Source organism: Pedobacter sp. 05T44, assembly GCF_056395985.1.
In genome coordinates, this window is record NZ_JBFTKO010000004.1 from 13649 (window position 1) to 35073 (window position 21425).

Annotated in this window: 26 protein-coding genes and 1 pseudogene; 10 read left to right on the plus strand and 17 right to left on the minus strand. The window is 40.4% G+C overall.

Features of this window, described 5'->3' with window-relative positions:
* Nucleotides 1-12: 12 nt before the first annotated feature.
* Nucleotides 13-789: a phytanoyl-CoA dioxygenase family protein gene (locus AC1DDK_RS08680; RefSeq protein ID WP_337714850.1), complete on the minus strand. Its 777-nt coding sequence runs from the start codon at nt 787-789 to the stop codon at nt 13-15.
* Nucleotides 790-1008: 219 nt separating this feature from the next.
* Here AC1DDK_RS08680 and AC1DDK_RS08685 point away from each other — a divergent pair, with 219 nt between their 5' ends.
* Nucleotides 1009-1527 (plus strand): dihydrofolate reductase family protein, encoded by a 519-nt coding sequence (locus AC1DDK_RS08685; protein WP_172663246.1) that lies wholly within the window; start codon nt 1009-1011, stop codon nt 1525-1527.
* A gap of 23 nt (nt 1528-1550) precedes the next feature.
* On the plus strand, nt 1551-1946 hold the full coding sequence (locus tag AC1DDK_RS08690) for a VOC family protein (protein ID WP_172663247.1): 396 nt from the start codon (nt 1551-1553) through the stop codon (nt 1944-1946).
* Nucleotides 1947-1982: 36 nt separating this feature from the next.
* Here the strand turns inward: AC1DDK_RS08690 and AC1DDK_RS08695 are convergent, their stop codons facing one another.
* The 3 genes from AC1DDK_RS08695 to AC1DDK_RS08705 all read right to left on the minus strand — a co-directional run bounded on the left by AC1DDK_RS08695 (nt 1983) and on the right by AC1DDK_RS08705 (nt 4079).
* Nucleotides 1983-3044: an NAD(P)-dependent alcohol dehydrogenase gene (locus AC1DDK_RS08695; RefSeq protein WP_337714852.1), complete on the minus strand. Its 1062-nt coding sequence runs from the start codon at nt 3042-3044 to the stop codon at nt 1983-1985.
* Complete coding sequence (locus AC1DDK_RS08700; protein WP_288884209.1) at nt 3044-3463, minus strand: (R)-mandelonitrile lyase; 420 nt, start codon at nt 3461-3463, stop codon at nt 3044-3046. The genes AC1DDK_RS08695 and AC1DDK_RS08700 overlap by 1 nt, the downstream gene beginning before the upstream one ends.
* Nucleotides 3464-3668: 205 nt before the next feature.
* Complete coding sequence (locus tag AC1DDK_RS08705) at nt 3669-4079, minus strand: hypothetical protein (RefSeq protein ID WP_172663250.1); 411 nt, start codon at nt 4077-4079, stop codon at nt 3669-3671.
* A 168-nt stretch (nt 4080-4247) separates the two neighbouring features.
* On the opposite strand from AC1DDK_RS08705, the gene AC1DDK_RS08710 reads away from it, so the two are divergent.
* Entirely contained in the window at nt 4248-4505 is a 258-nt protein-coding gene (locus AC1DDK_RS08710; protein WP_288884207.1) for a hypothetical protein, read from the plus strand.
* A gap of 359 nt (nt 4506-4864) precedes the next feature.
* Here the strand turns inward: AC1DDK_RS08710 and tatA are convergent, their stop codons facing one another.
* The gene (gene tatA, locus AC1DDK_RS08715) at nt 4865-5062 is read right to left on the minus strand and encodes a twin-arginine translocase TatA/TatE family subunit (RefSeq protein WP_172663253.1); all 198 of its coding nucleotides are present in this window, start codon (nt 5060-5062) and stop codon (nt 4865-4867) included.
* Nucleotides 5063-5171: 109 nt separating this feature from the next.
* Here tatA and AC1DDK_RS08720 point away from each other — a divergent pair, with 109 nt between their 5' ends.
* Complete coding sequence (locus tag AC1DDK_RS08720) at nt 5172-6008, plus strand: chromate resistance protein ChrB domain-containing protein (RefSeq protein ID WP_337714854.1); 837 nt, start codon at nt 5172-5174, stop codon at nt 6006-6008.
* On the opposite strand, the gene AC1DDK_RS08725 is transcribed toward AC1DDK_RS08720, so the two are convergent.
* Nucleotides 6005-6175, minus strand: a complete 171-nt coding sequence (locus tag AC1DDK_RS08725) for a hypothetical protein (RefSeq protein ID WP_172663255.1) — start codon at nt 6173-6175, stop codon at nt 6005-6007. The genes AC1DDK_RS08720 and AC1DDK_RS08725 overlap by 4 nt on opposite strands.
* 106 nt (nt 6176-6281) lie before the next feature.
* Between AC1DDK_RS08725 and AC1DDK_RS08730 the strand changes: the two genes are divergently transcribed.
* Nucleotides 6282-6806 (plus strand): hypothetical protein, encoded by a 525-nt coding sequence (locus AC1DDK_RS08730; RefSeq protein ID WP_216854492.1) that lies wholly within the window; start codon nt 6282-6284, stop codon nt 6804-6806.
* A 7-nt stretch (nt 6807-6813) separates the two neighbouring features.
* Nucleotides 6814-7980: a chromate transporter gene (locus AC1DDK_RS08735; protein ID WP_288884203.1), complete on the plus strand. Its 1167-nt coding sequence runs from the start codon at nt 6814-6816 to the stop codon at nt 7978-7980.
* 15 nt (nt 7981-7995) lie between these two features.
* Here AC1DDK_RS08735 and AC1DDK_RS08740 read toward each other — a convergent pair whose 3' ends face one another.
* The 3 genes and pseudogenes from AC1DDK_RS08740 to AC1DDK_RS08750 all read right to left on the minus strand — a co-directional run bounded on the left by AC1DDK_RS08740 (nt 7996) and on the right by AC1DDK_RS08750 (nt 8422).
* A complete protein-coding gene (locus AC1DDK_RS08740) occupies nt 7996-8166 on the minus strand; it encodes a sigma factor-like helix-turn-helix DNA-binding protein (RefSeq protein WP_337714856.1) in 171 nt (56 codons plus the stop codon).
* Nucleotides 8163-8276: pseudogene (locus AC1DDK_RS08745) on the minus strand (hypothetical protein); the annotation flags it as partial. The gene AC1DDK_RS08740 and the pseudogene AC1DDK_RS08745, both read right to left, overlap by 4 nt.
* Nucleotides 8277-8293: 17 nt before the next feature.
* Nucleotides 8294-8422: a hypothetical protein gene (locus AC1DDK_RS08750; protein WP_337714858.1), complete on the minus strand. Its 129-nt coding sequence runs from the start codon at nt 8420-8422 to the stop codon at nt 8294-8296.
* Between the two features lie 144 nt (nt 8423-8566).
* On the opposite strand from AC1DDK_RS08750, the gene AC1DDK_RS08755 reads away from it, so the two are divergent.
* From AC1DDK_RS08755 to AC1DDK_RS08770, 4 genes are all read left to right on the plus strand, one after another.
* Nucleotides 8567-9247, plus strand: a complete 681-nt coding sequence (locus tag AC1DDK_RS08755) for a response regulator transcription factor (RefSeq protein ID WP_172663257.1) — start codon at nt 8567-8569, stop codon at nt 9245-9247.
* A gap of 8 nt (nt 9248-9255) precedes the next feature.
* Entirely contained in the window at nt 9256-10623 is a 1368-nt protein-coding gene (locus AC1DDK_RS08760; RefSeq protein ID WP_337714860.1) for a sensor histidine kinase, read from the plus strand.
* 124 nt (nt 10624-10747) lie between these two features.
* Nucleotides 10748-13369 (plus strand): magnesium-translocating P-type ATPase, encoded by a 2622-nt coding sequence (mgtA, locus tag AC1DDK_RS08765; RefSeq protein ID WP_288884292.1) that lies wholly within the window; start codon nt 10748-10750, stop codon nt 13367-13369.
* Nucleotides 13370-13380: 11 nt separating this feature from the next.
* Nucleotides 13381-13845, plus strand: coding sequence for a hypothetical protein (locus AC1DDK_RS08770; RefSeq protein WP_288884293.1), 465 nt, complete (start codon nt 13381-13383; stop codon nt 13843-13845).
* Between the two features lie 169 nt (nt 13846-14014).
* Here AC1DDK_RS08770 and AC1DDK_RS08775 read toward each other — a convergent pair whose 3' ends face one another.
* The 8 genes from AC1DDK_RS08775 to AC1DDK_RS08810 all read right to left on the minus strand — a co-directional run bounded on the left by AC1DDK_RS08775 (nt 14015) and on the right by AC1DDK_RS08810 (nt 21416).
* Entirely contained in the window at nt 14015-14581 is a 567-nt protein-coding gene (locus AC1DDK_RS08775; protein ID WP_172663261.1) for a helix-turn-helix domain-containing protein, read from the minus strand.
* A gap of 16 nt (nt 14582-14597) precedes the next feature.
* A complete protein-coding gene (locus tag AC1DDK_RS08780) occupies nt 14598-14810 on the minus strand; it encodes a heavy-metal-associated domain-containing protein (protein ID WP_172663262.1) in 213 nt (70 codons plus the stop codon).
* A 202-nt stretch (nt 14811-15012) separates the two neighbouring features.
* Complete coding sequence (locus tag AC1DDK_RS08785) at nt 15013-17244, minus strand: heavy metal translocating P-type ATPase (protein ID WP_337714862.1); 2232 nt, start codon at nt 17242-17244, stop codon at nt 15013-15015.
* A 165-nt stretch (nt 17245-17409) separates the two neighbouring features.
* Complete coding sequence (locus AC1DDK_RS08790) at nt 17410-17595, minus strand: hypothetical protein (protein ID WP_172663264.1); 186 nt, start codon at nt 17593-17595, stop codon at nt 17410-17412.
* A 35-nt stretch (nt 17596-17630) separates the two neighbouring features.
* Nucleotides 17631-18779, minus strand: a complete 1149-nt coding sequence (locus AC1DDK_RS08795) for a DUF3095 family protein (RefSeq protein WP_172663265.1) — start codon at nt 18777-18779, stop codon at nt 17631-17633.
* Nucleotides 18780-19032: 253 nt separating this feature from the next.
* Nucleotides 19033-19209, minus strand: coding sequence for a hypothetical protein (locus tag AC1DDK_RS08800; RefSeq protein WP_172663266.1), 177 nt, complete (start codon nt 19207-19209; stop codon nt 19033-19035).
* A 172-nt stretch (nt 19210-19381) separates the two neighbouring features.
* Entirely contained in the window at nt 19382-20146 is a 765-nt protein-coding gene (locus AC1DDK_RS08805) for a TIGR03915 family putative DNA repair protein (protein WP_288884300.1), read from the minus strand.
* A 13-nt stretch (nt 20147-20159) separates the two neighbouring features.
* A complete protein-coding gene (locus AC1DDK_RS08810; RefSeq protein ID WP_337714863.1) occupies nt 20160-21416 on the minus strand; it encodes a putative DNA modification/repair radical SAM protein in 1257 nt (418 codons plus the stop codon).
* Between the last annotated feature and the right edge of the window lie 9 nt (nt 21417-21425).

The following is a 21425-nucleotide window of genomic DNA, read 5'->3' on the forward strand; positions in this document are numbered from 1 at the left end:
TCATTTTATTTTTTAAAAATACACATTTCTTATCGCTTCCTCTACCAGGCTACATGGGCCTGTACTACTGATATCAAAACCGCTCCTAAGCAACAACGGTGGCTGCGCCATAAACTTAGGCACACTACCGCGATGTCTTTGCGCCGCATGAACCAAAAAAGGGTGACAAAGGTATACCGTTCCGGCCTTGCCGACAGCCAAAGCTTCCTCTCTCTTGGGTAATTCAGGCAACCTATTTGCCAGTTCCATAAAAGATAGCCCTTCTTCACCTTCGGGTTTCAGCAATCTGGCAACATCCATATGCGAACCTTTTAAAATCCTGGTCGGCGCATCTCTCTCGCTTACATCCGAAAATAGAAACAGCATCAGCAAGCCACGGCCTTTTGAATATACATTGATTCGGGCGGCGAAAAAGTCATTAGGATCTGCTCCAGAAAAACCTGCATCTACGTGCCAGCCGGTATCATCCGAATCAACTTCCGATGGGAAACGAACTGGAAAAGCTCCCATGCTCATGCACGGTATCCATTTTTCTTTACCAACCAGCTGATCGAATGCAGCATGAAGAATAGGGGTATTCGCCGCCTTAATAAATGGCGCCTGCGTATACATACCCAGCCACACCACCGGTTTCGCCCATGTGCTACTGTCATTAGGATCAGCAGGAATGTCTTTCCAAAGGATATTTCTCGCCTCAGCGGCAAGATCGGCAGGAAAAGCGTTATCAATACGGACAAAGCCATCTGCAATAAAAGATTGTATTTGCTGTGGATTTAAGATGTCGCGCATAATGTTTTATATAAAAATTCAGACAATAAAGAATTAGTGTCCCTCCGGGACATTAGCCTTACGACTTGAAAATTTATATTATAACATTACGGTCATTCTCATATTCCAAATATATTAATTTTTCTCCTACTGTCGCAAACGCCCCCTCAATAAGTCGTCTTTGCAGGTTTTCTACCCCATTCCTCCAGATTACCTTTGGATATACAAAAACAACTAAGTATGAGAACAATCATCTACCTCGCTGCCTCTGCCAATGGCCTGATCAGCAATAACAGAAACGTACCCGACTGGTTGTCGCAGGAATACGGTGAAGGCTTTATGGCCATCAGTCTGCGCACACAAGCCGTGATCATGGGAAAAACAACCTATAATGTACTTGCACCAGACTACCTACCCATTAAAGAAGGATCACTGGTTGTGCTCACTCACAATACCATGGCCGAACCTGCCCAATCCAATGTACTTTTTACTGATGACAGCCCGGAAAAAATCATAGAACAGCTTGCCGCAAGAGGACACACCGAAGCCGTTATTATAGGTGGTACGCAAACCGTAAGTGCATTTGTCAAAGCAGGCCTGGTGAATGAAATCATCCTGGTTGTAGAACCGGTACTATTTGGCAACGGCCTGCCATTGCTCAAAGACATCGAAGAAGCAGAGTATAAACTTTCCCTCCTCGAAGTAAACAAATTGAACAACAATACTGTTCAATTACATTATTCAATAACAAACAATTAATCAACACTATAAAACTAGATACCATGAGACCAACAAAAATCTGGGCCAATTTGGGCGTAAAAGATGTAACCACTACCAGGAATTTTTATAGCGCCTTGGGCTTTAAACCCAATGAAGGCTACGACAAAACCGATGAAATCACCAGTTTTCTATTTGGCAATGATGATTTTGTGATCAATTTCTTTGTACAAGATTCTCTAAAAAATGCGTTGAGAGGAGAAGTAGCAGATTTGTCTAAAGGAAATGAAGTGATTTTCACACTTTGGGCAGATAATAAAGAAGAAGCCGATAAATGGGCTGTTGAAGTCAGGAATGGCGGCGGCAAGATCTTTGATGAACCTGCTGAATTTGGCCCGGGTTATTATGGCTTTGGATTTTCAGACCCTGATGGGCATAAATGGAATGTATTTAACTGTTAAAATAAACAGGGCATACTGCCCTGTTTATTTGTAATCCTAATTATTCTTTAACGACGCCATATCAATTACAAAGCGATACCGCACATCGCTTTTCAGCATACGCTCATACGCTTCATTAATCTCCTGCATCTTAATTACCTCTATCTCCGAAACAATATTGTGTTCCCCACAGAAATCAAGCATCTCCTGTGTTTCGGCAATTCCACCAATTAACGATCCTGCAACAGATTTCCTCCCCATAATCATAGGTACAGAGTTCAACAACGGATCAAGCCCACCAAGATACCCTACCAATACCAACGTACCATTTATATTCAGTGTAGGTACATACTCATTTAAGTTATGCACATAAGGAACAGTATCAACAATCAAATCAAATTTTCCTGCTACACCCTGTATCTGCGCCGGGTCTGTAGAAATAATAACCTGATCGGCGCCCAATTCAAGCGCATCTTTTTCTTTTCCGGGCGATCTTGAAAATAATGTTACATGCGCACCAAGTGCTTTAGCCAATTTTATCGCCATATGGCCTAATCCGCCCAAACCCACAACGGCAACGGTGCTGTCTTTCCCAACATTCCAGTGTCTTAATGGAGACCAGGTCGTAATACCAGCACATAGTAATGGCGCTACAGCAGCCAGATCAAGGTTTTCGGGCAACTTTAAAACAAAATGCTCATCAACCACAACTTTTTCAGAGTAACCGCCAAAAGTGCGCCCGCCTAAATGTTTGTCCTTTCCGTTATAAGTTCCCGTAAAGCCAGGAATACAATATTGCTCCAGGTCTTGTTTACAGCTGGCACATTCTCTGCACGAGTCTACTAAACACCCTACCGCAGCCAAATCTCCTACTTTAAATTTGCTTACTTCAGATCCCACCTTGGTTACCCTGCCTACTATTTCATGACCGGGAACTGCCGGATAAACAGTCCCTCCCCAGTCGTTTCTGGCAGTGTGCAGGTCCGAGTGGCATACCCCACAAAACAGAATGTCAATCTCTACATCTTTAGCCGTTGCCTCCCTCCTGTCAATACTCAATTGTTTTAATGGCGCTTCAGCCGACTGAGTGCCATATGCTTTTACTTCAAACTTTTCCATTATCGTTGTTGGTTTACGTTGTTATATTCTTCGTCTGTTACAGGTTCCAGCCAGGTTACCGGGCCGTTTTCGGTGATATTGCTGATCGCAATATGTGTAAGGCTTTTATCGGCAGTTGCGCCATGCCAGTGCATTACATCAGACGGGATCACTACCACATCGCCTTTACTCAACGATCTGGCAGGTTTTCCTTTTTCCTGGTAATACCCTTCGCCATCGGTTATTAGCAAGATCTGCCCTGCAGGGTGTGTATGCCAGTTGTTTCTGCAGCCCGGCTCAAACACCACATCCCCAACCGAATAATGTCCCGTTTCATCTTTCGGGACTAAAATATTAACCCATGCCGTTCCGCTGAAATAATCTGCCGGGGCTTTATCTCCTTTCGGGAAAATGGCTGTTCTGTTTTGTGTTGTTTCCATCTATGATTCTTTAAATAGCTGTGCCTGTTTATTGTTTAACAATTGCAGGCTAACTTTGTGTCTCATCGGGAGCAATTTATTTTTGCTCCATTAATGCTCACACAAAGGTCTAAGCTATTCTCTAATAGATGGGTATACAGATTACTGGATTACTTACCAAAATCACTGATTGGTGAACAAGTGTAAAACAAGTTTACGAACAAGCTTAATTGCAGTGGTTAAGCCAATCAACTAGCCTGTTGATGGCATTTTGAACTGGCTTATTAGATGATAGACTTTGCGCTGCATCAGCACCCCAGATCGCCGTAAAACGTTTCTCCGAAAAACGGTTCAGCTTTTCGCAAACTGTATCGGTTCCACATGCTTCATTGCTATGGATCTGGAAAACTGGTTTTCCTTTGCTGTCAATATTTACACGAGAATAAGCGATCACTTTGCCGCCCTTTTCTGCAATTCCAATGGGTAATCCAAAATCAGAAGTAAGCACCTTACCAGAACCATTTGCATGTTTAACAAGCGCTAAACTATTCTGGTAAAGGTTTATAACCGATTTCAAATCTTCCAAATAAACTTCTCGAAGCTTGATATCCTCTTTTTTTATTTCTGTTGCTCCCATAACGTTAAACTTATTCCACAAAATTATAGAATAAGAATAAAGGGATACAGATACAAAAATGTTATTATTGAGCGATACAGATTTAAAACATACGCCAAAATCTTCTTTTCTCCAGAAAGCGAAACTCAGATTGTGATTGTTAAGAACAACTTTTAGTAAATTTGAATTATGACTACGTTAACAGTAAATATTGACAACAAAAAATCTGAAAAAGCAGTTAAAGCTGTTTTAGAGGCTTTAGGACTAGATTACAGCGTAGCTTCAAATTCAGAAAAAGTTCTACGGCCGTTAAATAAGACCGAACAGAACATTTACAACAATCTAGCACGTTCCTTCGAGCAAATCAAATTGCATCAGGAGGGAAAGATTAAACTTCAAGATGCAAAAGCAGCTATATTGGAGATTGAAGCGGAACTTGATCAATAATGGCATTCGAGATTGTTTTAACCTCCGATTTTAAAAAAGAATTAAAGCAAATAGCAAAAAAAACATAAAGGAATTTTAAGAGACCTAAATGCTTTAATTGAAGAATTAGAAGAGAATCCGATTATAGGAACTGATCTAGGTCAAAATTTGTATAAATAAGATTAGCAATTTCTGGAACAAATAAAGGAAAATCTGGCGGTGCCAGAATCATAACCATGTTTTAATAATTAGTGAGACTGTATATCTTACCGACATTTATTTAAAAAACGAACACGATACGGTTGATGTCTCCTTAATTATTCAACGTCTAAAGAACACCGGTTTGCTCTAAAGCATTCCTGCAATTTTTTTCATTTCTCTTACTTTGTTGCTTTCTCCTCACCCTTCCCCTCCTTTTCCTCAACCCCATCCTTTCCATTATTAAATTCCCTTATCCCCTTGCCTAAACCACTCATCAATTCCGGGATCTTCTTTCCACCAAAAAGCAAAAGAACTACAACCAAAATAACCAGGATCTCTTGTGTGCCCAATGCCGCCAGTAATGTATTATGTAACATGTGTTATAAAATTTATGATATTAACCTGATACAAGAATAACAACCCCAGATTAAAATGGCATTAAAAACAAATCCATGTTGCGTAACTTTACCTATATTATCGCACAATATGAACTGGATCACAAGAGAGCGACCAAAAATAGACAGGATTGCATGCCCATGGCTAATCAAAAACTTCATTGATAAAGACGCTCATTTCTTTTACGTGCCTTTTGATCAGGTTATAGAAAAAGCTGCAGCGTTAAACGCCACACCTTTTGACGTTCCCGGCGTGGAGCTTACACATAAAAACGACCTGTGCACCTTCGATGCGCTTATAAAAAAATACAACCTCGATGACCCTGCCCTCGCCATAATGGCCCCCATTGTTAGAGGTGCAGATACCGACCGCCATAACCTGGCAAGTCAGGCATCCGGCCTATGGGCAATAGCCGCCGGAATGGCTTACAACATTAAAGACGATCAGGAGCTTTTAAAAGCAGGCATAGTAATTTACGACGCCCTGTACACCTGGGCCACACACCTCCAAAATGTAAAGCATACAGAAAGCCCCGTAGAGCAGCTATTAATAGAAGTATACCAGAAGTTCCTTAAAAAAAGCAGTACAGATAAAGTACCGGCATGGGCAAAAGAGCTGAAAACAATTATTCAGGATCAGATAGATACGAATCTTGCTTTAAGCTTAACCGGGATCTCTAACGAATTAAATGTGAATCCCGCATATGTATCCAGAGAGTTCTCCAAATACTTTGATGACCTTTCATTTGGCGAGTACATCAGGAAACTTCGCATAAACAAAGCAATTGCCTACATAGAAACAACCGATTATTCGCTTTCAGAAATTGCTTATCTCACAGGTTTTTCAGATCAAAGCCATTTCACCCGAATTTTCAAACTGGAAACGGGTATTAAACCTTCCCAGTTCAAAAAGAACAGGAAAGTTTAGTTCTTTTTCTGCTGACCAGGTGCGTATGGTTTTGCAGATTTCGATCCCGTACGTTTTTTCGCTTGCCCCGGAGGTACTTTACCACTATTTCCTGCGGTTCTTTGCGTATAGCACGACATTAAAAACATCATACTGCAAATAGTCAATACAAAATATATCTTTTTCATATTCATTTTTAGTCTGTATTGCTAATAACATGCCACAAATAGTAAATTCTGTACCAACAGTTAAATCTGTTCTATTTTAATTTTTCGCGATGCAGTACCATTGTTCATGCAAATTCAAATCAACAAAATACGTTTCGCAATATGCTGTATCTGCAGCCTGTTTATTTCTACAACCACTTCAGCTCAAAACCCGCAACCAACTTATCCAAAATTAGCTGGTTATGTAGGCATTGTTCATCCTATTGTATCCTTCAGTTCCGATGGCACCCATACCAACTTCAAAGACAGTTATATAGTTGGCTTGCCCATAGGCATCAACATTTGGAAAAGCGCTAAAATCGGTTTTTCCAGCGAAATAGTGCCGCTTATAAAGGCCACAAGCGCAAGCAGCAAGGTCAACAATGTGCTGTTTCACCCAGGCATCTTAGTTGCCCTGGGCAATGGATTTACTTTTGCCGGTCGACTCGCTTTTGAAACTTCAGGCCGATATGGCCTTACCCCAGTATTCAACAAAGTTGTAAAGAAAAACAAAGGCAGCAGTTACTTTGTAGCCATTCCCCTTCCTGCACGTTTTGGTAACGATCAATCTTCGTCTTACGGCGTAGGCTTTCAGTTTGGGATCGCATTTTAACAAGGACATGAAAAACAACGCAACATATAAATTAACCGACCTGGTCGTCTACTTTTTAAAGCTTGGCACCTGGGGTTTCGGCGGACCAGTTGCACTAGTTGGCTACATGCAGCGGGATCTGGTTGAGCAAAAAAAATGGATCTCTGAGGAGGAATACAAAGAAGGTCTTGCACTCGCTCAGCTGGCACCTGGGCCTTTGGCCGCGCAGCTGGGTATCTACATGGGTTTTGTTCATTACGGATTACTGGGCGCAACATTAGCAGGACTTGCTTTCGTAATCCCTTCCTTTATTATGGTGGTTATATTGGGTGTTGCTTATAAGCTCTATAGCGGTTTACCCGGCATGCAAGCCGTATTTTATGGGGTAAGCGCCTCGGTAATTGGAATTATCACGGTTAGCGCTTATAAACTGACCATTAAATCTGTAAGTAAACCAAACCTCGAAGCTGTTAAATCAAATTGGCTGCTTTGGGTATTTTACCTGTCCGGTGTGATCATTACTGTGATCATCAAGAGAGAAGATATTTTATTTTTTATCATCTGCGGTGTGGTTTACATGTTGGTTAAAGCGCCACCGCAATGGATTAAACGACCAGCCTCAGCTCCTTCCCTGATTTTACTGAGCGTTGGTTTCTGGCAATATGAGGGTAAAACACTGCAGCAGATTGGCTGGTTTTTCTTAAAAGCCGGTGCGTTTGTATTTGGCAGCGGACTGGCAATTGTTCCTTTTTTACATAGCGGCGTAGTTCAGGAATTTGGATGGCTTAATGAGCAGGAGTTTTTGGATGCTGTGGCTGTAGCAATGATTAGTCCCGGTCCCGTAGTCATTACAGTTGCCTTTATCGGCTATCTGGCAGCGGGTTTTCCTGGCGCTTGTGTGGCGGCATTGGCTACTTTTTTGCCTTGTTACCTTTTTACCGTTGCCCTGGCTCCTTCTTTTAAAAGGATTGCAAAAAATCCCAGTATAAAGGCTTTTGTTGATGGCATCACGGGTGCTGTAATTGGCGCACTGGTAGGTGCAGTGATCATTATAGCTACACGTGCAATTATAGATATACCAACTGCTACCATTGCTCTATTTTCTGCTCTTGCTTTAATTTATATCAAGCAGATCAAAGAACCCCAGTTAATACTACTTGCGGCAATAATTGGTGTGGCTATAAAAGTCTTGTAAAGCCCCGCAAAAGACCTAAATATGAAATAGGAAGAACACAAACACCGATGCACCCATTTTGTACCTCAGAACTTTAAGCGCATTAGAGATCTGCTTTGAAACAGTTTGTTCCGAAATCCCCAGTTGCTCTGCAATTTCCTTATGTGATAAGTTCTCTTCCCTGCTCAGCAGAAAAACTTCCCTCATTTTAGGAGGCACCGTACCGATGTATATAAAAAGGCAGCGAAATTGGTATCCTGTAATATGGTTTCTCGTTTAGTCCATAAGGTTGTAAAAAACTCCTGAATGATATCTTTTGCTTCTTCCTCGTCATTTAATTTCTTAAGTGCAGAATGTACAACAAGCGGTAATACCGCTGATAGATCATGGCATAAGCGGTCTGATCTCCATTCTTTAAAAGTCCGGTTAGCTCCTGATCCGAAAGCGTTCTGTAGCCTGCCATTTGTTAATTATACCTTTACAAATTGTTAACCCTTAGTAACAAATTTGTGTAATATTTTAATAATCACCACTATACAGAAGCAATATTTTTTCGCACTTCAATCACATATTCTAAAATTCATTTACCTTTACCATGCTATTTATTATGGAAATACTGATTGTAGAAGATGAACCAAGAGTTGCCAGCCTGATTAAAAGAGGGCTAGAAGAGCAGGATTTTAAAGTTACCCTCGCATTTGATGGTGAGATGGGAAAAAAACTAGCCCTATCTAAAACCTACGACCTCATTATCATGGACATCATCCTTCCCAAAATAAACGGACTCGATCTCTGTAAGGAAATAAGAGCTGCCCACCCCCATCTTCCAATAATAATGTTAACCGCTTTAGGCACTACCGACGATAAGGTTGACGGATTTGATGCCGGTGCCGACGATTATCTGGTAAAACCGTTTGAGCTCCGAGAACTTCATGTACGCATTCGTGCGCTGCTTAAAAGGAACAACAACAGCCTGGCAAAACAAAGCACTTTATTAAAATATGCCGACCTGGAATTAAACAACCAGACAATGACTGTAACAAGATCCGGAACCGAGATTGCGCTTACCCCAAAAGAGCTAAAATTGCTCGAATACATGATGCAAAACGCAGAAAGAGTGTTATCCAGAGCAGAAATAGCCGACAAAGTTTGGAACACTCATTTCGATACAGGCACAAATTTTATTGATGTTTACATCAACTACCTCAGAAAGAAAATAGACCGAGATTACCCCAATAAACTGATACACACCAAACCTGGATTAGGCTTTATATTTAAATCAGAATAACCACGCTGATGAAAATCCGTAATAAACTAAGTCTCCTCTTCACCGCAATAATAGCAACCCTGCTGTTTGTTTTTGCAATGGCAGTATACCTATCCTACAGCCAAAACAGAGAAGACGAGTATTACAAGGAACTGCACAAAATTGCCATTACAAAGGCTAACCTGCTGCTCGATGCCAAAGTAGAGCCATCGGTTCTTCAACTCATCTACAGAAACTCACAAAATGTATTGTTTCAGGAAGAGGTGGCCATATACGATACCTCATTTCACCTTCTTTATCATGATGCTGTTGATATAGACAAGGTAAAAGAAAACTCAAATATGATCCACAAGATCATAGCCGAAAAACAAATACAGTTCTATCAGGGAAAAATGCAGGTAATTGGCCTATTGTACCAGCATAAAAATGGCAATTACGTAATTACCGCAGCAGCAACCGATCAGTATGGTTACGCCAAACTAACAAACCTGAAATACACATTAATTGTAGCCTTTTTCATCAGTATAATCCTCATTTACTTAGCCGGGCAGTACTTAGCCAGCAGGGCGTTAAAACCTGTTTCTGATATGGTAGATGAGGTGGAAGAAATAACGGCTACCAATCTCGATCTTCGCATTAACGAGGGCGGCGGCAAAGATGAAATTGCCGAACTGGCCGTTACCTTTAATGCAATGTTAAACCGCTTAGAGAAGTCTTTCGATGCCCAAAAGGAGTTCGTATCCAATATTTCCCATGAACTGCGCACCCCGCTAACAGCAATGCTTGCCGAGCTTCAGCTTACTTTAGGTAAAGAACGCCAAAATGCTGAGTATAAAGAATCAATACAGCATGCAATCAGCGATGCGCAAAAAGTAGTGCGCCTATCCAACAGCCTGCTAGACATGGCTAAGGCAAACTACGACCATACCGAAATTACATTTAAAAAACTCCGTCTCGATGAAGTTCTTCTGGATGCCAGAAACGATGTATTGCACACCTACCCCGACTATAAGGTAAACATCATATTCGAAAAAGAAATAGAAAACGACGATTCCATTTCCGTAAAAGGAAACGAATACCTGCTTAAAGTGGCCTTTATGAACCTGATAGAAAATGGCTGTAAATTCTCTGCGCAACACGAATGTACCATTGCCATAACCTACCACATGGATCATACCATATTAAGATTTCAGGACAATGGAACAGGCATCTCTGCCGATACAGTTTCAAGAATATTTGAACCATTTTATCGGGGTCAGAATCAGGAATATGCAGCCGGAAACGGAATTGGACTATCTCTTACAAAAAAGATCATAAACCTTCACCAGGGTACAATAACTGTAATTTCTGAACTGAACCAGGGCAGCGTATTTACCATCGAATTGAAGCATGCCTAAGCAACCATTAAAATTCTAATGGTTTTCTAATAACATTCTAAAACTACTCTAACCTTCCCTCCCAAGAGCTCTCAATACTTTTGCGGCACATTAGAAATAAGTAGTAATCTTAAACTATTATGCCATGACATTACATGAGATCGCCGTAAAAGACACAAGCCAGTACCTTCAAATCCTGGACAGCAATGAAAACGGACTTCAAGCCTCAAACATCAGTGCCAGACAACGCCAGTTTGGGTTAAATGAGATAGAGCATGAAAAGCCGCCATTATGGTATAAACAGCTCTTTCATGCGTTTTTAAACCCCTTTATTGGAATTTTAATTGTACTTGCTATAATTTCATTAATAATGGATGTAATTCTGGCCGATCCGGGTCAGGAAGAGTATAAAACTGTAATCGTGGTAAGCATTATGGTGATGCTCAGCTCTCTGCTCAGGTTTACACAGGAATACCGCAGCAATAAAGCCGCTAACCAGCTAAAAAGCATGGTTAAAACCACTGCAACAGTTTTAAGACAGCCCAGCGGAAAAACAGAAACAGATATTAAAGACCTGGTTCCGGGAGATATTGTTTTTATAAGCGCCGGAGACATGATCCCCGCTGACTGCAGGATCATACAATCTAAAGACCTGTTTATCAGCCAGTCCATATTAACCGGTGAATCCTTACCTGTAGAAAAAAGCAGCAATCCGCTTAAAACCACGGACAACAGATCAACCCTCGACTTCGAAAATATTTGTTTTATGGGCACCAACGTGGTAAGCGGTACAGCAAAGGCTATTGTTGTAAACACCGGCAACCTAACCTATTTTGGATCTATAGGCAAAGCAATTCTGGGCACACGCACCCAAACCAGTTTCGATAAAGGCGTAAACAAAGTGAGCTGGCTGCTTATCCGTTTTATGTTCATTATGGTTCCGCTGGTATTCTTTATCAACGGTTTAACTAAGGGCGACTGGATGCAAGCGCTTCTGTTCGGGATTTCTGTAGCTGTTGGCCTTACCCCGGAAATGCTTCCAATGATTGTTACTGCCAACCTTGCAAAAGGTGCAATAAACATGAGCAAGCGTAAAGTAATTGTAAAACGACTTAATGCCATACAAAACATAGGCGCTATGGATGTGCTGTGCACCGACAAAACAGGCACCCTTACAATGGACAAAATTATACTGGAGCGTCATCTTAACGTATTTGGAAAAGACGACGACGAGGTGCTAAAATGGGCCTATTTGAACAGCTATCATCAAACCGGATTAAAAAACCTGCTTGATATTGCCATTCTGGAACATGCAGAATTAAAAGATTTCATTAAAACAGATAACTATCAAAAGATTGATGAAATACCTTTCGATTTTAACCGCAGAAGGCTAAGCGTTATACTCGGTACAGATACCGGCAAACACTTACTGATTTGCAAAGGAGCCGTAGAAGAAATGCTGGACCTGTGCAGCCATGCCTTTGACCCCGGCGAAGACAAGCAGCTTCACATAGAGAACGATGCCATTGTTCCAATGGATCAAAAAATGAGACAGGCTATAATAGACACCTCCAGAAAGTTAAACGAAGAAGGGTTAAGGGTGTTACTGGTTGCCATTAAAGAATACGAACCACGCCCGCTCAACTACGCCGTTGCCGATGAATGCAATATGGTTTTAACCGGTTTTATAGGCTTCCTGGATCCGGCAAAACCATCGGCCAAGCCATCAATAGCAGCGCTTCAAAAACTAGGTGTAAACATTAGAGTACTAACAGGCGATAATGAAATTGTAACCAAAAAAATATGCCGCGACGTGGGTATACCGATAAACAGTATCCTGCTGGGCAATCAGATCGAAATCATGAGCGATGAGGAAATCATCAATCAAATTGATGACATCAGCATTATGGCCAAGCTTAGTCCAATGCAAAAATCACGCATTGTAAAATTACTACAGTTTAAAGGCCATACCGTAGGTTTTATGGGCGATGGGATTAACGACGCGCCTGCTCTTCGCAATGCGGATGTTGGAATATCTGTTGATACAGCAGTAGATATTGCTAAAGAAAGTGCCGATATCATTTTATTGGAGAAAGATCTGATGGTTTTAAGACAAGGCGTAATTTATGGTCGCCGCACTTTTGGCAACATCATTAAATATATAAAAATGACTGCCAGCAGCAATTTCGGCAATATGTTTAGCGTATTGGGTGCCAGTGCATTGCTCCCTTTCCTACCCATGCTACCTATCCATCTGCTGGTACAAAACCTGCTATATGATGTTTCTCAGATTTCTATTCCGTGGGACAGTATGGACAAAGAATTTATTGAAAAACCTCAAAAATGGAGTGCCAGGGGGATTAGCAAATTCATGATTTTTATAGGCCCTATTAGTTCGATTTTTGATTATGCAACCTTCGCGGTTATGTATTATGTTTTTTCAGCAAACACCATTGAAAAGCAAACGCTGTTTCAAAGCGGCTGGTTTATAGAAGGATTGTTATCGCAAACACTGATTGTTCACATGATCAGGACAAGAAAAATACCTTTTATACAAAGCTGGGCAACGGCTCCTGTAACAGCACTTACATCATTGGTAATGGTTATTGGCATATGCATTCCATTTTCGCCACTTGCCGAAAGTTTAAAAATGCAGGCACTGCCATTAAGTTATTTCCCATGGCTTATTGGAATACTGATAAGTTATTGTCTGCTTACCCAATTGGTAAAAGTTTGGTTCATTAAAAAATTCAATCAGTGGCTATAATTCGAAAAGAGATGAAAACAAAAAACAAATTAAATTACACACTCGGTTGCATCATAAGTGTAAGTTTATACGCTTGTAAATCTTTAGAAACCAATGGTGGTTTAACAACAAATATTATTTCTGTTCCTTGTAAAATCAGGCCTTCGGTTAAAGGTGTTCCGGAGCAGTTAAATACAAATTTTAGTGCGGCCTTGTACCTTGGCAGTAGAAAAGAAGGCGCAAAGAATGGGTTTAGTTACGGTGCTTTCAGCGGTCTTAGTGCCATAACTGTAAATCCTCATGTTATGGAAGATAAGATTGATTACGAATATGATGGGCTTGCCTTAAGTAACGGCATTGCCGGAATATACGACAATAAGAAAATCAATATAGGCCTTGCCTTGGGCATCGACATGCTAACTGATAAAAACAGGGCAAACTGGATATATCAAGGCAAGCCCTGGATAGGGATCCTGTTTGGGATTACACTAAATTAATTCCTAACGCATTTATGTACACACCGGGAGCTATTGCTTTCGCAATTGCTTAACAATTGCTCAGGATCATCTTCGGGGTTCGTTCGGTTACAACCGAACCAACCCCGAAGATGATGCAACGTAACTGCGAACCAATCACGAGAGCAATAGCTAAGCAAGTGCTCAGCTATTAGTTCAATTTATCAAGGGGTTTTCTGTTTTTAACGGCTGAAGCTTTGTATTTGCTCGGAGAAAGTCCTGTTAATGACTTAAACTGTGCCGACAAGTGGGCGCTGCTGCTATATCCCATTTTAAAGGATATTTCATTCAGGTTCAATTCGCCGTACTCTAACAGTTCTTTTACTTTTTCTACTTTTTGCTGGATGATGTATTTCTCGATGGTTAATCCCTCTGATTCTGAAAACAATCTACTCAGGTAATTATAGTCTTTATTTAATTTATCGGCTACCAGATGCATCAGACTTTGATTAATCTCGCCCAGATCTGAATAGTGAACTAAATTGATTACTTCGTTCTTAATCTGCTCTACCAACTGGTTTTTTTCCTTTTCAATAAGTTCAAAACCTAAAGCCTGAAATTCGAAAGCAATATCTTTCAATTGTTCCTGATTGGGATCCGGAGCAACTTCTACTTTACCTAAGGTTATTTGTTTAACCGAAAAACCAAGATTCTGCAACCGCTCATTAACGATCATAATACAGCGGTCGCAAACCATATTTTTTACATATAAAGTCATATCTAATCAGCTAGTATCATACTTCTTCGGCTTTGTAACCGGCTTTTTCTAAGGTACCAATTATTTCTGTTGCTTTAAGCTCATCCTCCGCCTCCACTTTTAAAATTTTATCCGGGTTTTCAAGATCTACTTCCCAGTTTTCTATGGTATTTAAGCCGTTTAAATGAGGCGTTACGGTTGCAATACAACCTGTGCATTTAATATTTGTTTTGAATTTTAAAGTTTGCATTTTTTTTGAGTTTAATTGTTGTTATTATGTTATGTTTTGAATTGTTGTTGTAATGGTACTATGCCAGTCATTCGGCTAACACACTCGTCGTCATCCCGAGGAACCGAGGGATCTCTTGGTTAGGCTAGTTTGCTTCAAGGCTACTTCAAGAGATCTCTCCTATCGTCGAGATGACGATCGAGCTACATGACGAGCGCATCCATTACAACTTCGCAAATTTCAATCTTAAGCTATTACTTACTACCGATATAGAACTTAACGCCATAGCCGCACCGGCAATCATTGGGTTCAATAAAAACCCATTAACCGGGTACAATACCCCTGCAGCAATTGGAATTCCTATCAGGTTGTAAATAAACGCCCAGAACAAGTTTTGTTTAATAGTTCTAACAGTTTTCTTAGACAATTTTAACGCCTTTGGCACCTGCAAAAGATCTGAAGATATCAGCGTGATCTTTGCCACATCTATGGCAATATCAGAACCCCTGCCCATTGCGATCGACACGTTTGATTGTGCCAATGCCTGGCTGTCGTTTATACCATCGCCTATCATGGCAACCACCTTGCCTTCAGCCTGTAGTTTTTTAACAAACTCAGCCTTATCAGATGGCAATACTTCTGCTACAAAGTTTTCTATACCAGCTGCAGCAGCCACCGCAGCAGCAGTTTCCTTATTATCACCGGTAAGCATATAAACCTCAATGCCCTGCTTAATAAGTTTTGAAACCGCCTCTTTTGAGCCTTGTTTTATCTGATCAGCAATTGATACTACTGCCAGCACCTGCGTTTCATTGGCAAAATAAATTACCGTTTGGGCCTGATCTTGTAATACTTTAGCCTGATCTTTCAATTCACTGGATATTAACTGATTATGATCAGTTAATATTTTATGGCTTCCGGCCCAGTACTTCTTACCGCTGTAAACTGCGGATACCCCTTTCCCGGTTAAACTATCGAAATCTGTAATGCCTGCAGGTTTTACACCATCCTTTTTAAGGTGATTAAAAATTGCTTCGGCCAATGGGTGTTCCGAACTTTGTTCCATAGCAGCAAACACCTGTTTTAACACATCTGCATTTTCTGGTAAAGTACTGGCCCAGTGTATAGAAGTAACTTCTGGTTTACCCTCTGTAATGGTTCCGGTTTTATCTAAAACAATGGCGTTTACTTTGTAGCCAAGCTCAAGCGCTTCGGCATCTTTAATTAAAATACCGCTCTCTGCACCTTTGCCTATTCCAACCATAATTGCTGTTGGTGTTGCCAGTCCTAACGCACAAGGACAAGCAATCACCAATACAGTAACCATAGCCAGTAACCCTTGCGTAAAGGCATGTTCGCCGCCAAATAACAGCCACACACCCAGCGTAATTATAGCAATCAGCATCACTATAGGTACAAATATCCCGGCTACCTTATCAACCAGTTTCTGAACCGGTGCTTTAGAGCCCTGGGCTTCCTGTACCAGCTGAATAATATGTGCCAGCATGGTTTCGCTGCCCACTTTTTCGGCTATAAAGCGGAAACTTCCCTTTTGATTAATGGTACCTGCAAAAACGTTATCGTCCTTTTGTTTAGAAACCGCGACAGGTTCACCGGTAATCATGCTTTCATCTACAAATGAATTTCCTTCGTAAACCTTGCCATCCACCGGGATTTTTTCTCCTGACCTGACCAGTAGTTTATCGCCCGCTTTTACATCCGCAACCTCTATTTCTTTTTCTCCCTCATCCGTAATCAGCATCACCGTTTTTGGCTGTAACCCAATCAGTTTCTTAATGGCAGATGAAGTATTGGATTTAGCACGTTCTTCGAGTAGTTTACCAAGCATGATAAACACAATAACTACCGCAGCAGCTTCGTAATAAACATGTGGATGCAAGCCTCTTTGGTGCCAAAATTCAGGATAAAAGGTATTAAACACACTGAAAATAAAGGCGATACCGGTACTTAATGCCACCAGCGTATCCATATTTGCCCTGCTGTGTTTTGCTTGTTTAAAGGCGTTTATAAAGAAGTCTTTACCGAAGTAAAAAACTACCGGGGCAGATAATACCAGCATAATGTAATTGGCATAAGGCATATCCATAAAAAGCATGCCTATTACTACTACAGGTATGGTTAATATTCCTGCGGCAATTATTCTCTTTTTTAACGCTTTATAATTGTCGGCCTGTACTTGCTCTTGTTTTTCGTTTCCTTTCTCAGTATCCAGAATTAAGTCGTAGCCTATGGATTGAACAACCTTTTGCATTCCCTCTGGTTGGATCACCCCTGCATCATAGGTTACTTTTACCTTTTGGGTAGCATAATTTACTTCAGCTTGTTTTACACCGGTTTGTGCGCCTATCATAGATTCTACACTTACCGCACAACTGGCACAAGTCATCCCCAGGACGGGAAAAGAAGTGGTTTCTATATTTTCTTGTAATGCCATAATCTTTCTATTATTTACAATACAAAGGTACCATGGCCGGGGCCCGAAGGGATTATATAATATGGTAATTAGTTTATATAATTCTGCACCATACAAAAAGCAGCCTTAAACTACATTAATGTCAATCGAATTTCGTGTTTCATAATTAATAAAGAAGTTTTATGTTTAATAAACCGTTTTAAACTTGCCAAATGTTACAGACAAAATTAAAAGCCCAAAGCCAATACCTACTAACGAACCTTTTAATAAATCAGACAATCCTACGTAACGAGAAATGATTTGTGTAATAGCAATTACAAACAATCCAATTGACAATAGAATTAGTGCATTTCTTCTTGATATTCTTTTCATTTTGCTTCCTTTATCTATTTAAAATTACCATTTTATTAAACTAATTTAGCTTTCACCATCATCGCTGCTTTCGTATAACCTCCTTCTGATCCATCTACAAAATGAACATGTCCATCCACCAGATCCCGCACATAACAAGACATGATCGCATCATTACTAATGTGAACACCATATATAATCTCTCCTTCTTTTTCCAATATATCCAGTGCACGGAGCAGTTTCAATCTTTGTGTATCATTCCCAGAAATTACGGTATTTATTTTTCCATCAATCACCAACGTATCGGACATTTCTACCAGACGGTTCAGATAATCCTTGCCATGTGCTGTAAGAAAATAGATGAAGCCATAAAAATTGATCAGCCAGGTACGGATCAGTTCAAAAAACCTGATCTCTCCCATCCTTGCACGCATTTCTCGATTTAGGCGGTTAAATGTAGTATTGAGTTTAAGTTTGGCAACTGAAATTGGCTGCCGCTTCCGTGGTTCCCCATAAATATCATCTAACAATGCAACCACTTTACTAAACACCAGTGATTGCGTCCTGTTTTTGCCAGAGACAACCAAAAGTGTGACCACCTCACTACTATTTTCAGGAGGCCCGATCTTATCCCATCGGCATTGCATCCCGCTAAGATCCAGAACCTCAGTAACATCCCCCTGTTGGGCAAACAAATAGTCTTCAGCCTTGATCAGTCGTTCGGCATAACTTAATCCAGTTCCCAGAACTACAGGAATGGAAAAAGATCTTGCAATGTTGAACTTACTGATCCTAAGTTCATTCCCTTTGCTATAAATTTGCTGTACGGGCAAGGTACCCACCCGGAGTTCAAGCCCAAAGTTAAGCAGAACATTTTCTTTATAAAGCAGTAGCAAATCCATCAACACATCTAATACCGATGGAGGAACTATAAAGGTCGCGCCATCCCCGCCAAAAAAGAACGGAACCGTTATCCCTCTTTTAAATACGAAATTCAGCACTGCCACAATGCTACCGGTAGCCAGTAGATTAACAGTTTCATGCTGTCCCTGAATTACAGCTTTAGTAGATCCCTTAATGTCAGTAATGATCACATGCCAATCCTGGGGCACCTGATAAAACAAGTCCTCATTTCTTATCAATTCAGCCAGAGGCAGTTTATATTCTGGCAATTGATTATAAAATAAATCACTGGTTACCTGCATAATAAAAAAACCAGAAGGGTTGATTTGAAATTACAACAAATCCACGACAAAACAACACACCAACAAAAACGTAAAAATATAGTACCCGCTGAGACATCTATGTGAATTAACCCGGTATTGTGTTTTGGTTTTGGATAAGATTTAAAAAACCGTTTTTCTAATTTTGAAAAGATAAACCAGAAGAGTTAAGTCATACACAATAGGTATTAATAGATATGACCACCTGCTTGGCAGTATTGAAGAGTTTCAGGAACTAGCTTCCGTCTTCATTAAAAGGTTCTTCTCCATATAGCATGTGGTCGCAAGCAATGATGATCTTATCCAGATTAGCTCGGAGTGCGATGGATTGTTTTTTAACACCGAGAAGCCCTTCCTGGAGGGTTTCAAAGTTTTGTTGTTCTATCAGATCGGGGTTAGTTTGTTCGCACATTGATTTTAGTAAAAAAAAGGTTAAATGCTGAATTAACGGGTTTTTGTAGTTTGTTTTCTATTTGAGCATCTGAATTATGATTTCCGGTACCATTATATACGGTTGTTTAAGCGAATTGGTTTTAAGGCCGAATTTTTCTTAATGGACAGGCGGATTTACTCTAAAGCTGCCCTTAAGTGTCCATTTTTTCAGTAAGATATTTCCAATATCTTTTTGGGACATGCTGCACATGTAATTTTGTGTTTTTTCTGGCCGCGATATTGGTGCTTTTAAAATAATCTTTCCATAATGTGGCATAGAGATTTTCTTTGATGGCATGCAGTTCCCCGGTTGTTTTTTGCAAGTTCTTTTCTTCTTCTGGAGTGAGGTTCACTTCTTCAGCTTTTTCCAGGTTATAATATAATCCATAATGTCTTTTCAAGTCGTAAATGATCCACTGCTGATCTGCATAACGGTTCTTAAAATGGTTCATGATCAAAGGGAGCACATTGAAGTCCGGGTCTATAACGCAGTAAAAAATTCCATCAGCAGAATGTTGAAATCGTATGAAAGCTTCCATCCTGTGTTTCTCTCTTTCAACCTTCCTGGCTGTTTGTGCTACCGCCAAGACATGGGTATTGCCATAATTGCCCTCTGATCCGGCTGGGTTTGAAAATATATAACAAGTAAACTCAAATAGACTGCTGTAAGCCTGAGCTGATTCTGAGAGGAAGGTGCAGTAGAATCTTCTCATCCAACCTCTGTCTAATTTCTTTTTTAATCCTGTCCATACCCTATCAGCCTTTTTCTGATCCTTATATACATGGAATTCCGTGGTGAAGGCATCCGGTTGGTAGTATTTTTCCAATTGCAGCATAATCTTTCCTGGTTTTCTTTCAAACCATTCAAAAACTGCACACAGCAAACTTTCTAAACTGCCATCGATCACGTATATCATTAAAGTTGCAGGATTAAAATAAAATCATTTGTTGAACATCATTCTTTAAATATTTACTCTGGCTCTCCGCTAATATAAATGACTTGATCTGCGTACCCTGGTAATCTTTAATCTGATAGGGAGTATCTGCGCATTTGATAAAATGTTTTGCCCTGTTATAGGCAACCCCTATTTTCTTAAGCTGGTCGATCCGTAACTTTCCGAATTTTCTGGCTTGTACAATTTTTTTTGCTGAGCTCACTCCAATTCCAGGGATGCGCAGAATCATTTTATAAGCGGCCACATTGATATCTATTGGGAAAAACTGAAGGTTTCTAAGCGCCCAGCTAAGTTTTGGGTCTATATCCACATCCAGGTGTGGGTTGGCATCGTTCAGGAGTTCGTTAACGTTAAAACCATAAAAGCGCATGAGCCAGTCAGTTTGATATAATCTGTTCTCACGAATTAGCGGAGGCTGAGTGCCAATAAGCGGCAGACGATTGTCATGGCTAATCGGAATATAACCTGAATAATAAACCCTTTTCAGAGAGAAGTTTTTATAAAATGCATCTGCGGTATGCATAATGTCTTTATCTGTTTCAGGTGTTGCACCGATTACCATTTGGGTGCTTTGCCCCGCAGGTACAAATTTAGGAGTACTTTTAATCAGCTTTTTTTCGTCGTTGAATTGTACGATTTGATTTTGTACAAATCCAAGTGGGCGCTTTACGTCTTCATGGCTCTTTTCCGGGGCAAGTAATTTTAGTCCCTTTTCTGTAGGCATCTCCAGATTGATGCTCATTCTGTCTGCATAAAGACCAGCCTCCCTGATTAATTCTTCGCTTGCACCGGGAATCGTTTTCAAATGAATATATCCATTGAAGCGTTCTTCCAGTCTTAATTTTTTAACGACTTTGAGTAAGCGCTCCATCGTAAAATCGGCGTTTTTAAAAATTCCAGAGCTTAAAAAAAGTCCTTCAATAAAGTTTCGTCTGTAAAAATTGATGGTTAGGGATACAACTTCTTCTACAGTAAAAGCTGCGCGTTCAATGTCGTTACTTTTTCTTGAAACACAGAAAGCACAATCATAAATGCAATGGTTGGTCAGGAGAATTTTTAAAAGAGAAACACAGCGTCCATCCTCTGTATAGGTATGACAAATTCCAGAAGCATGGCTATCACCAAGTCCTTTATTGTCGTTTTTTCTCGTTCCCCCGCTTGATGAGCATGATACATCATATTTTGCTGCATCAGCCAGTATATTTAACTTTTCTCTAATCCGCTCAGACATCTTTCTAAA

Coding starts and splice junctions, on each gene's coding strand:
- AC1DDK_RS08680 (WP_337714850.1), bottom strand. CDS start 789: ATGCGCGACATCTTAAATCCACAGCAAATACAATCTTTTATTGCAGAT.
- AC1DDK_RS08685 (WP_172663246.1), top strand. CDS start 1,009: ATGAGAACAATCATCTACCTCGCTGCCTCTGCCAATGGCCTGATCAGC.
- AC1DDK_RS08690 (WP_172663247.1), top strand. CDS start 1,551: ATGAGACCAACAAAAATCTGGGCCAATTTGGGCGTAAAAGATGTAACC.
- AC1DDK_RS08695 (WP_337714852.1), bottom strand. CDS start 3,044: ATGGAAAAGTTTGAAGTAAAAGCATATGGCACTCAGTCGGCTGAAGCG.
- AC1DDK_RS08700 (WP_288884209.1), bottom strand. CDS start 3,463: ATGGAAACAACACAAAACAGAACAGCCATTTTCCCGAAAGGAGATAAA.
- AC1DDK_RS08705 (WP_172663250.1), bottom strand. CDS start 4,079: ATGGGAGCAACAGAAATAAAAAAAGAGGATATCAAGCTTCGAGAAGTT.
- AC1DDK_RS08710 (WP_288884207.1), top strand. CDS start 4,248: ATGACTACGTTAACAGTAAATATTGACAACAAAAAATCTGAAAAAGCA.
- tatA (WP_172663253.1), bottom strand. CDS start 5,062: ATGTTACATAATACATTACTGGCGGCATTGGGCACACAAGAGATCCTG.
- AC1DDK_RS08720 (WP_337714854.1), top strand. CDS start 5,172: ATGAACTGGATCACAAGAGAGCGACCAAAAATAGACAGGATTGCATGC.
- AC1DDK_RS08725 (WP_172663255.1), bottom strand. CDS start 6,175: ATGAAAAAGATATATTTTGTATTGACTATTTGCAGTATGATGTTTTTA.
- AC1DDK_RS08730 (WP_216854492.1), top strand. CDS start 6,282: ATGCAAATTCAAATCAACAAAATACGTTTCGCAATATGCTGTATCTGC.
- AC1DDK_RS08735 (WP_288884203.1), top strand. CDS start 6,814: ATGAAAAACAACGCAACATATAAATTAACCGACCTGGTCGTCTACTTT.
- AC1DDK_RS08740 (WP_337714856.1), bottom strand. CDS start 8,166: ATGAGGGAAGTTTTTCTGCTGAGCAGGGAAGAGAACTTATCACATAAG.
- AC1DDK_RS08750 (WP_337714858.1), bottom strand. CDS start 8,422: ATGGCAGGCTACAGAACGCTTTCGGATCAGGAGCTAACCGGACTTTTA.
- AC1DDK_RS08755 (WP_172663257.1), top strand. CDS start 8,567: ATGGAAATACTGATTGTAGAAGATGAACCAAGAGTTGCCAGCCTGATT.
- AC1DDK_RS08760 (WP_337714860.1), top strand. CDS start 9,256: ATGAAAATCCGTAATAAACTAAGTCTCCTCTTCACCGCAATAATAGCA.
- mgtA (WP_288884292.1), top strand. CDS start 10,748: ATGACATTACATGAGATCGCCGTAAAAGACACAAGCCAGTACCTTCAA.
- AC1DDK_RS08770 (WP_288884293.1), top strand. CDS start 13,381: ATGAAAACAAAAAACAAATTAAATTACACACTCGGTTGCATCATAAGT.
- AC1DDK_RS08775 (WP_172663261.1), bottom strand. CDS start 14,581: ATGACTTTATATGTAAAAAATATGGTTTGCGACCGCTGTATTATGATC.
- AC1DDK_RS08780 (WP_172663262.1), bottom strand. CDS start 14,810: ATGCAAACTTTAAAATTCAAAACAAATATTAAATGCACAGGTTGTATT.
- AC1DDK_RS08785 (WP_337714862.1), bottom strand. CDS start 17,244: ATGGCATTACAAGAAAATATAGAAACCACTTCTTTTCCCGTCCTGGGG.
- AC1DDK_RS08790 (WP_172663264.1), bottom strand. CDS start 17,595: ATGAAAAGAATATCAAGAAGAAATGCACTAATTCTATTGTCAATTGGA.
- AC1DDK_RS08795 (WP_172663265.1), bottom strand. CDS start 18,779: ATGCAGGTAACCAGTGATTTATTTTATAATCAATTGCCAGAATATAAA.
- AC1DDK_RS08800 (WP_172663266.1), bottom strand. CDS start 19,209: ATGTGCGAACAAACTAACCCCGATCTGATAGAACAACAAAACTTTGAA.
- AC1DDK_RS08805 (WP_288884300.1), bottom strand. CDS start 20,146: ATGATATACGTGATCGATGGCAGTTTAGAAAGTTTGCTGTGTGCAGTT.
- AC1DDK_RS08810 (WP_337714863.1), bottom strand. CDS start 21,416: ATGTCTGAGCGGATTAGAGAAAAGTTAAATATACTGGCTGATGCAGCA.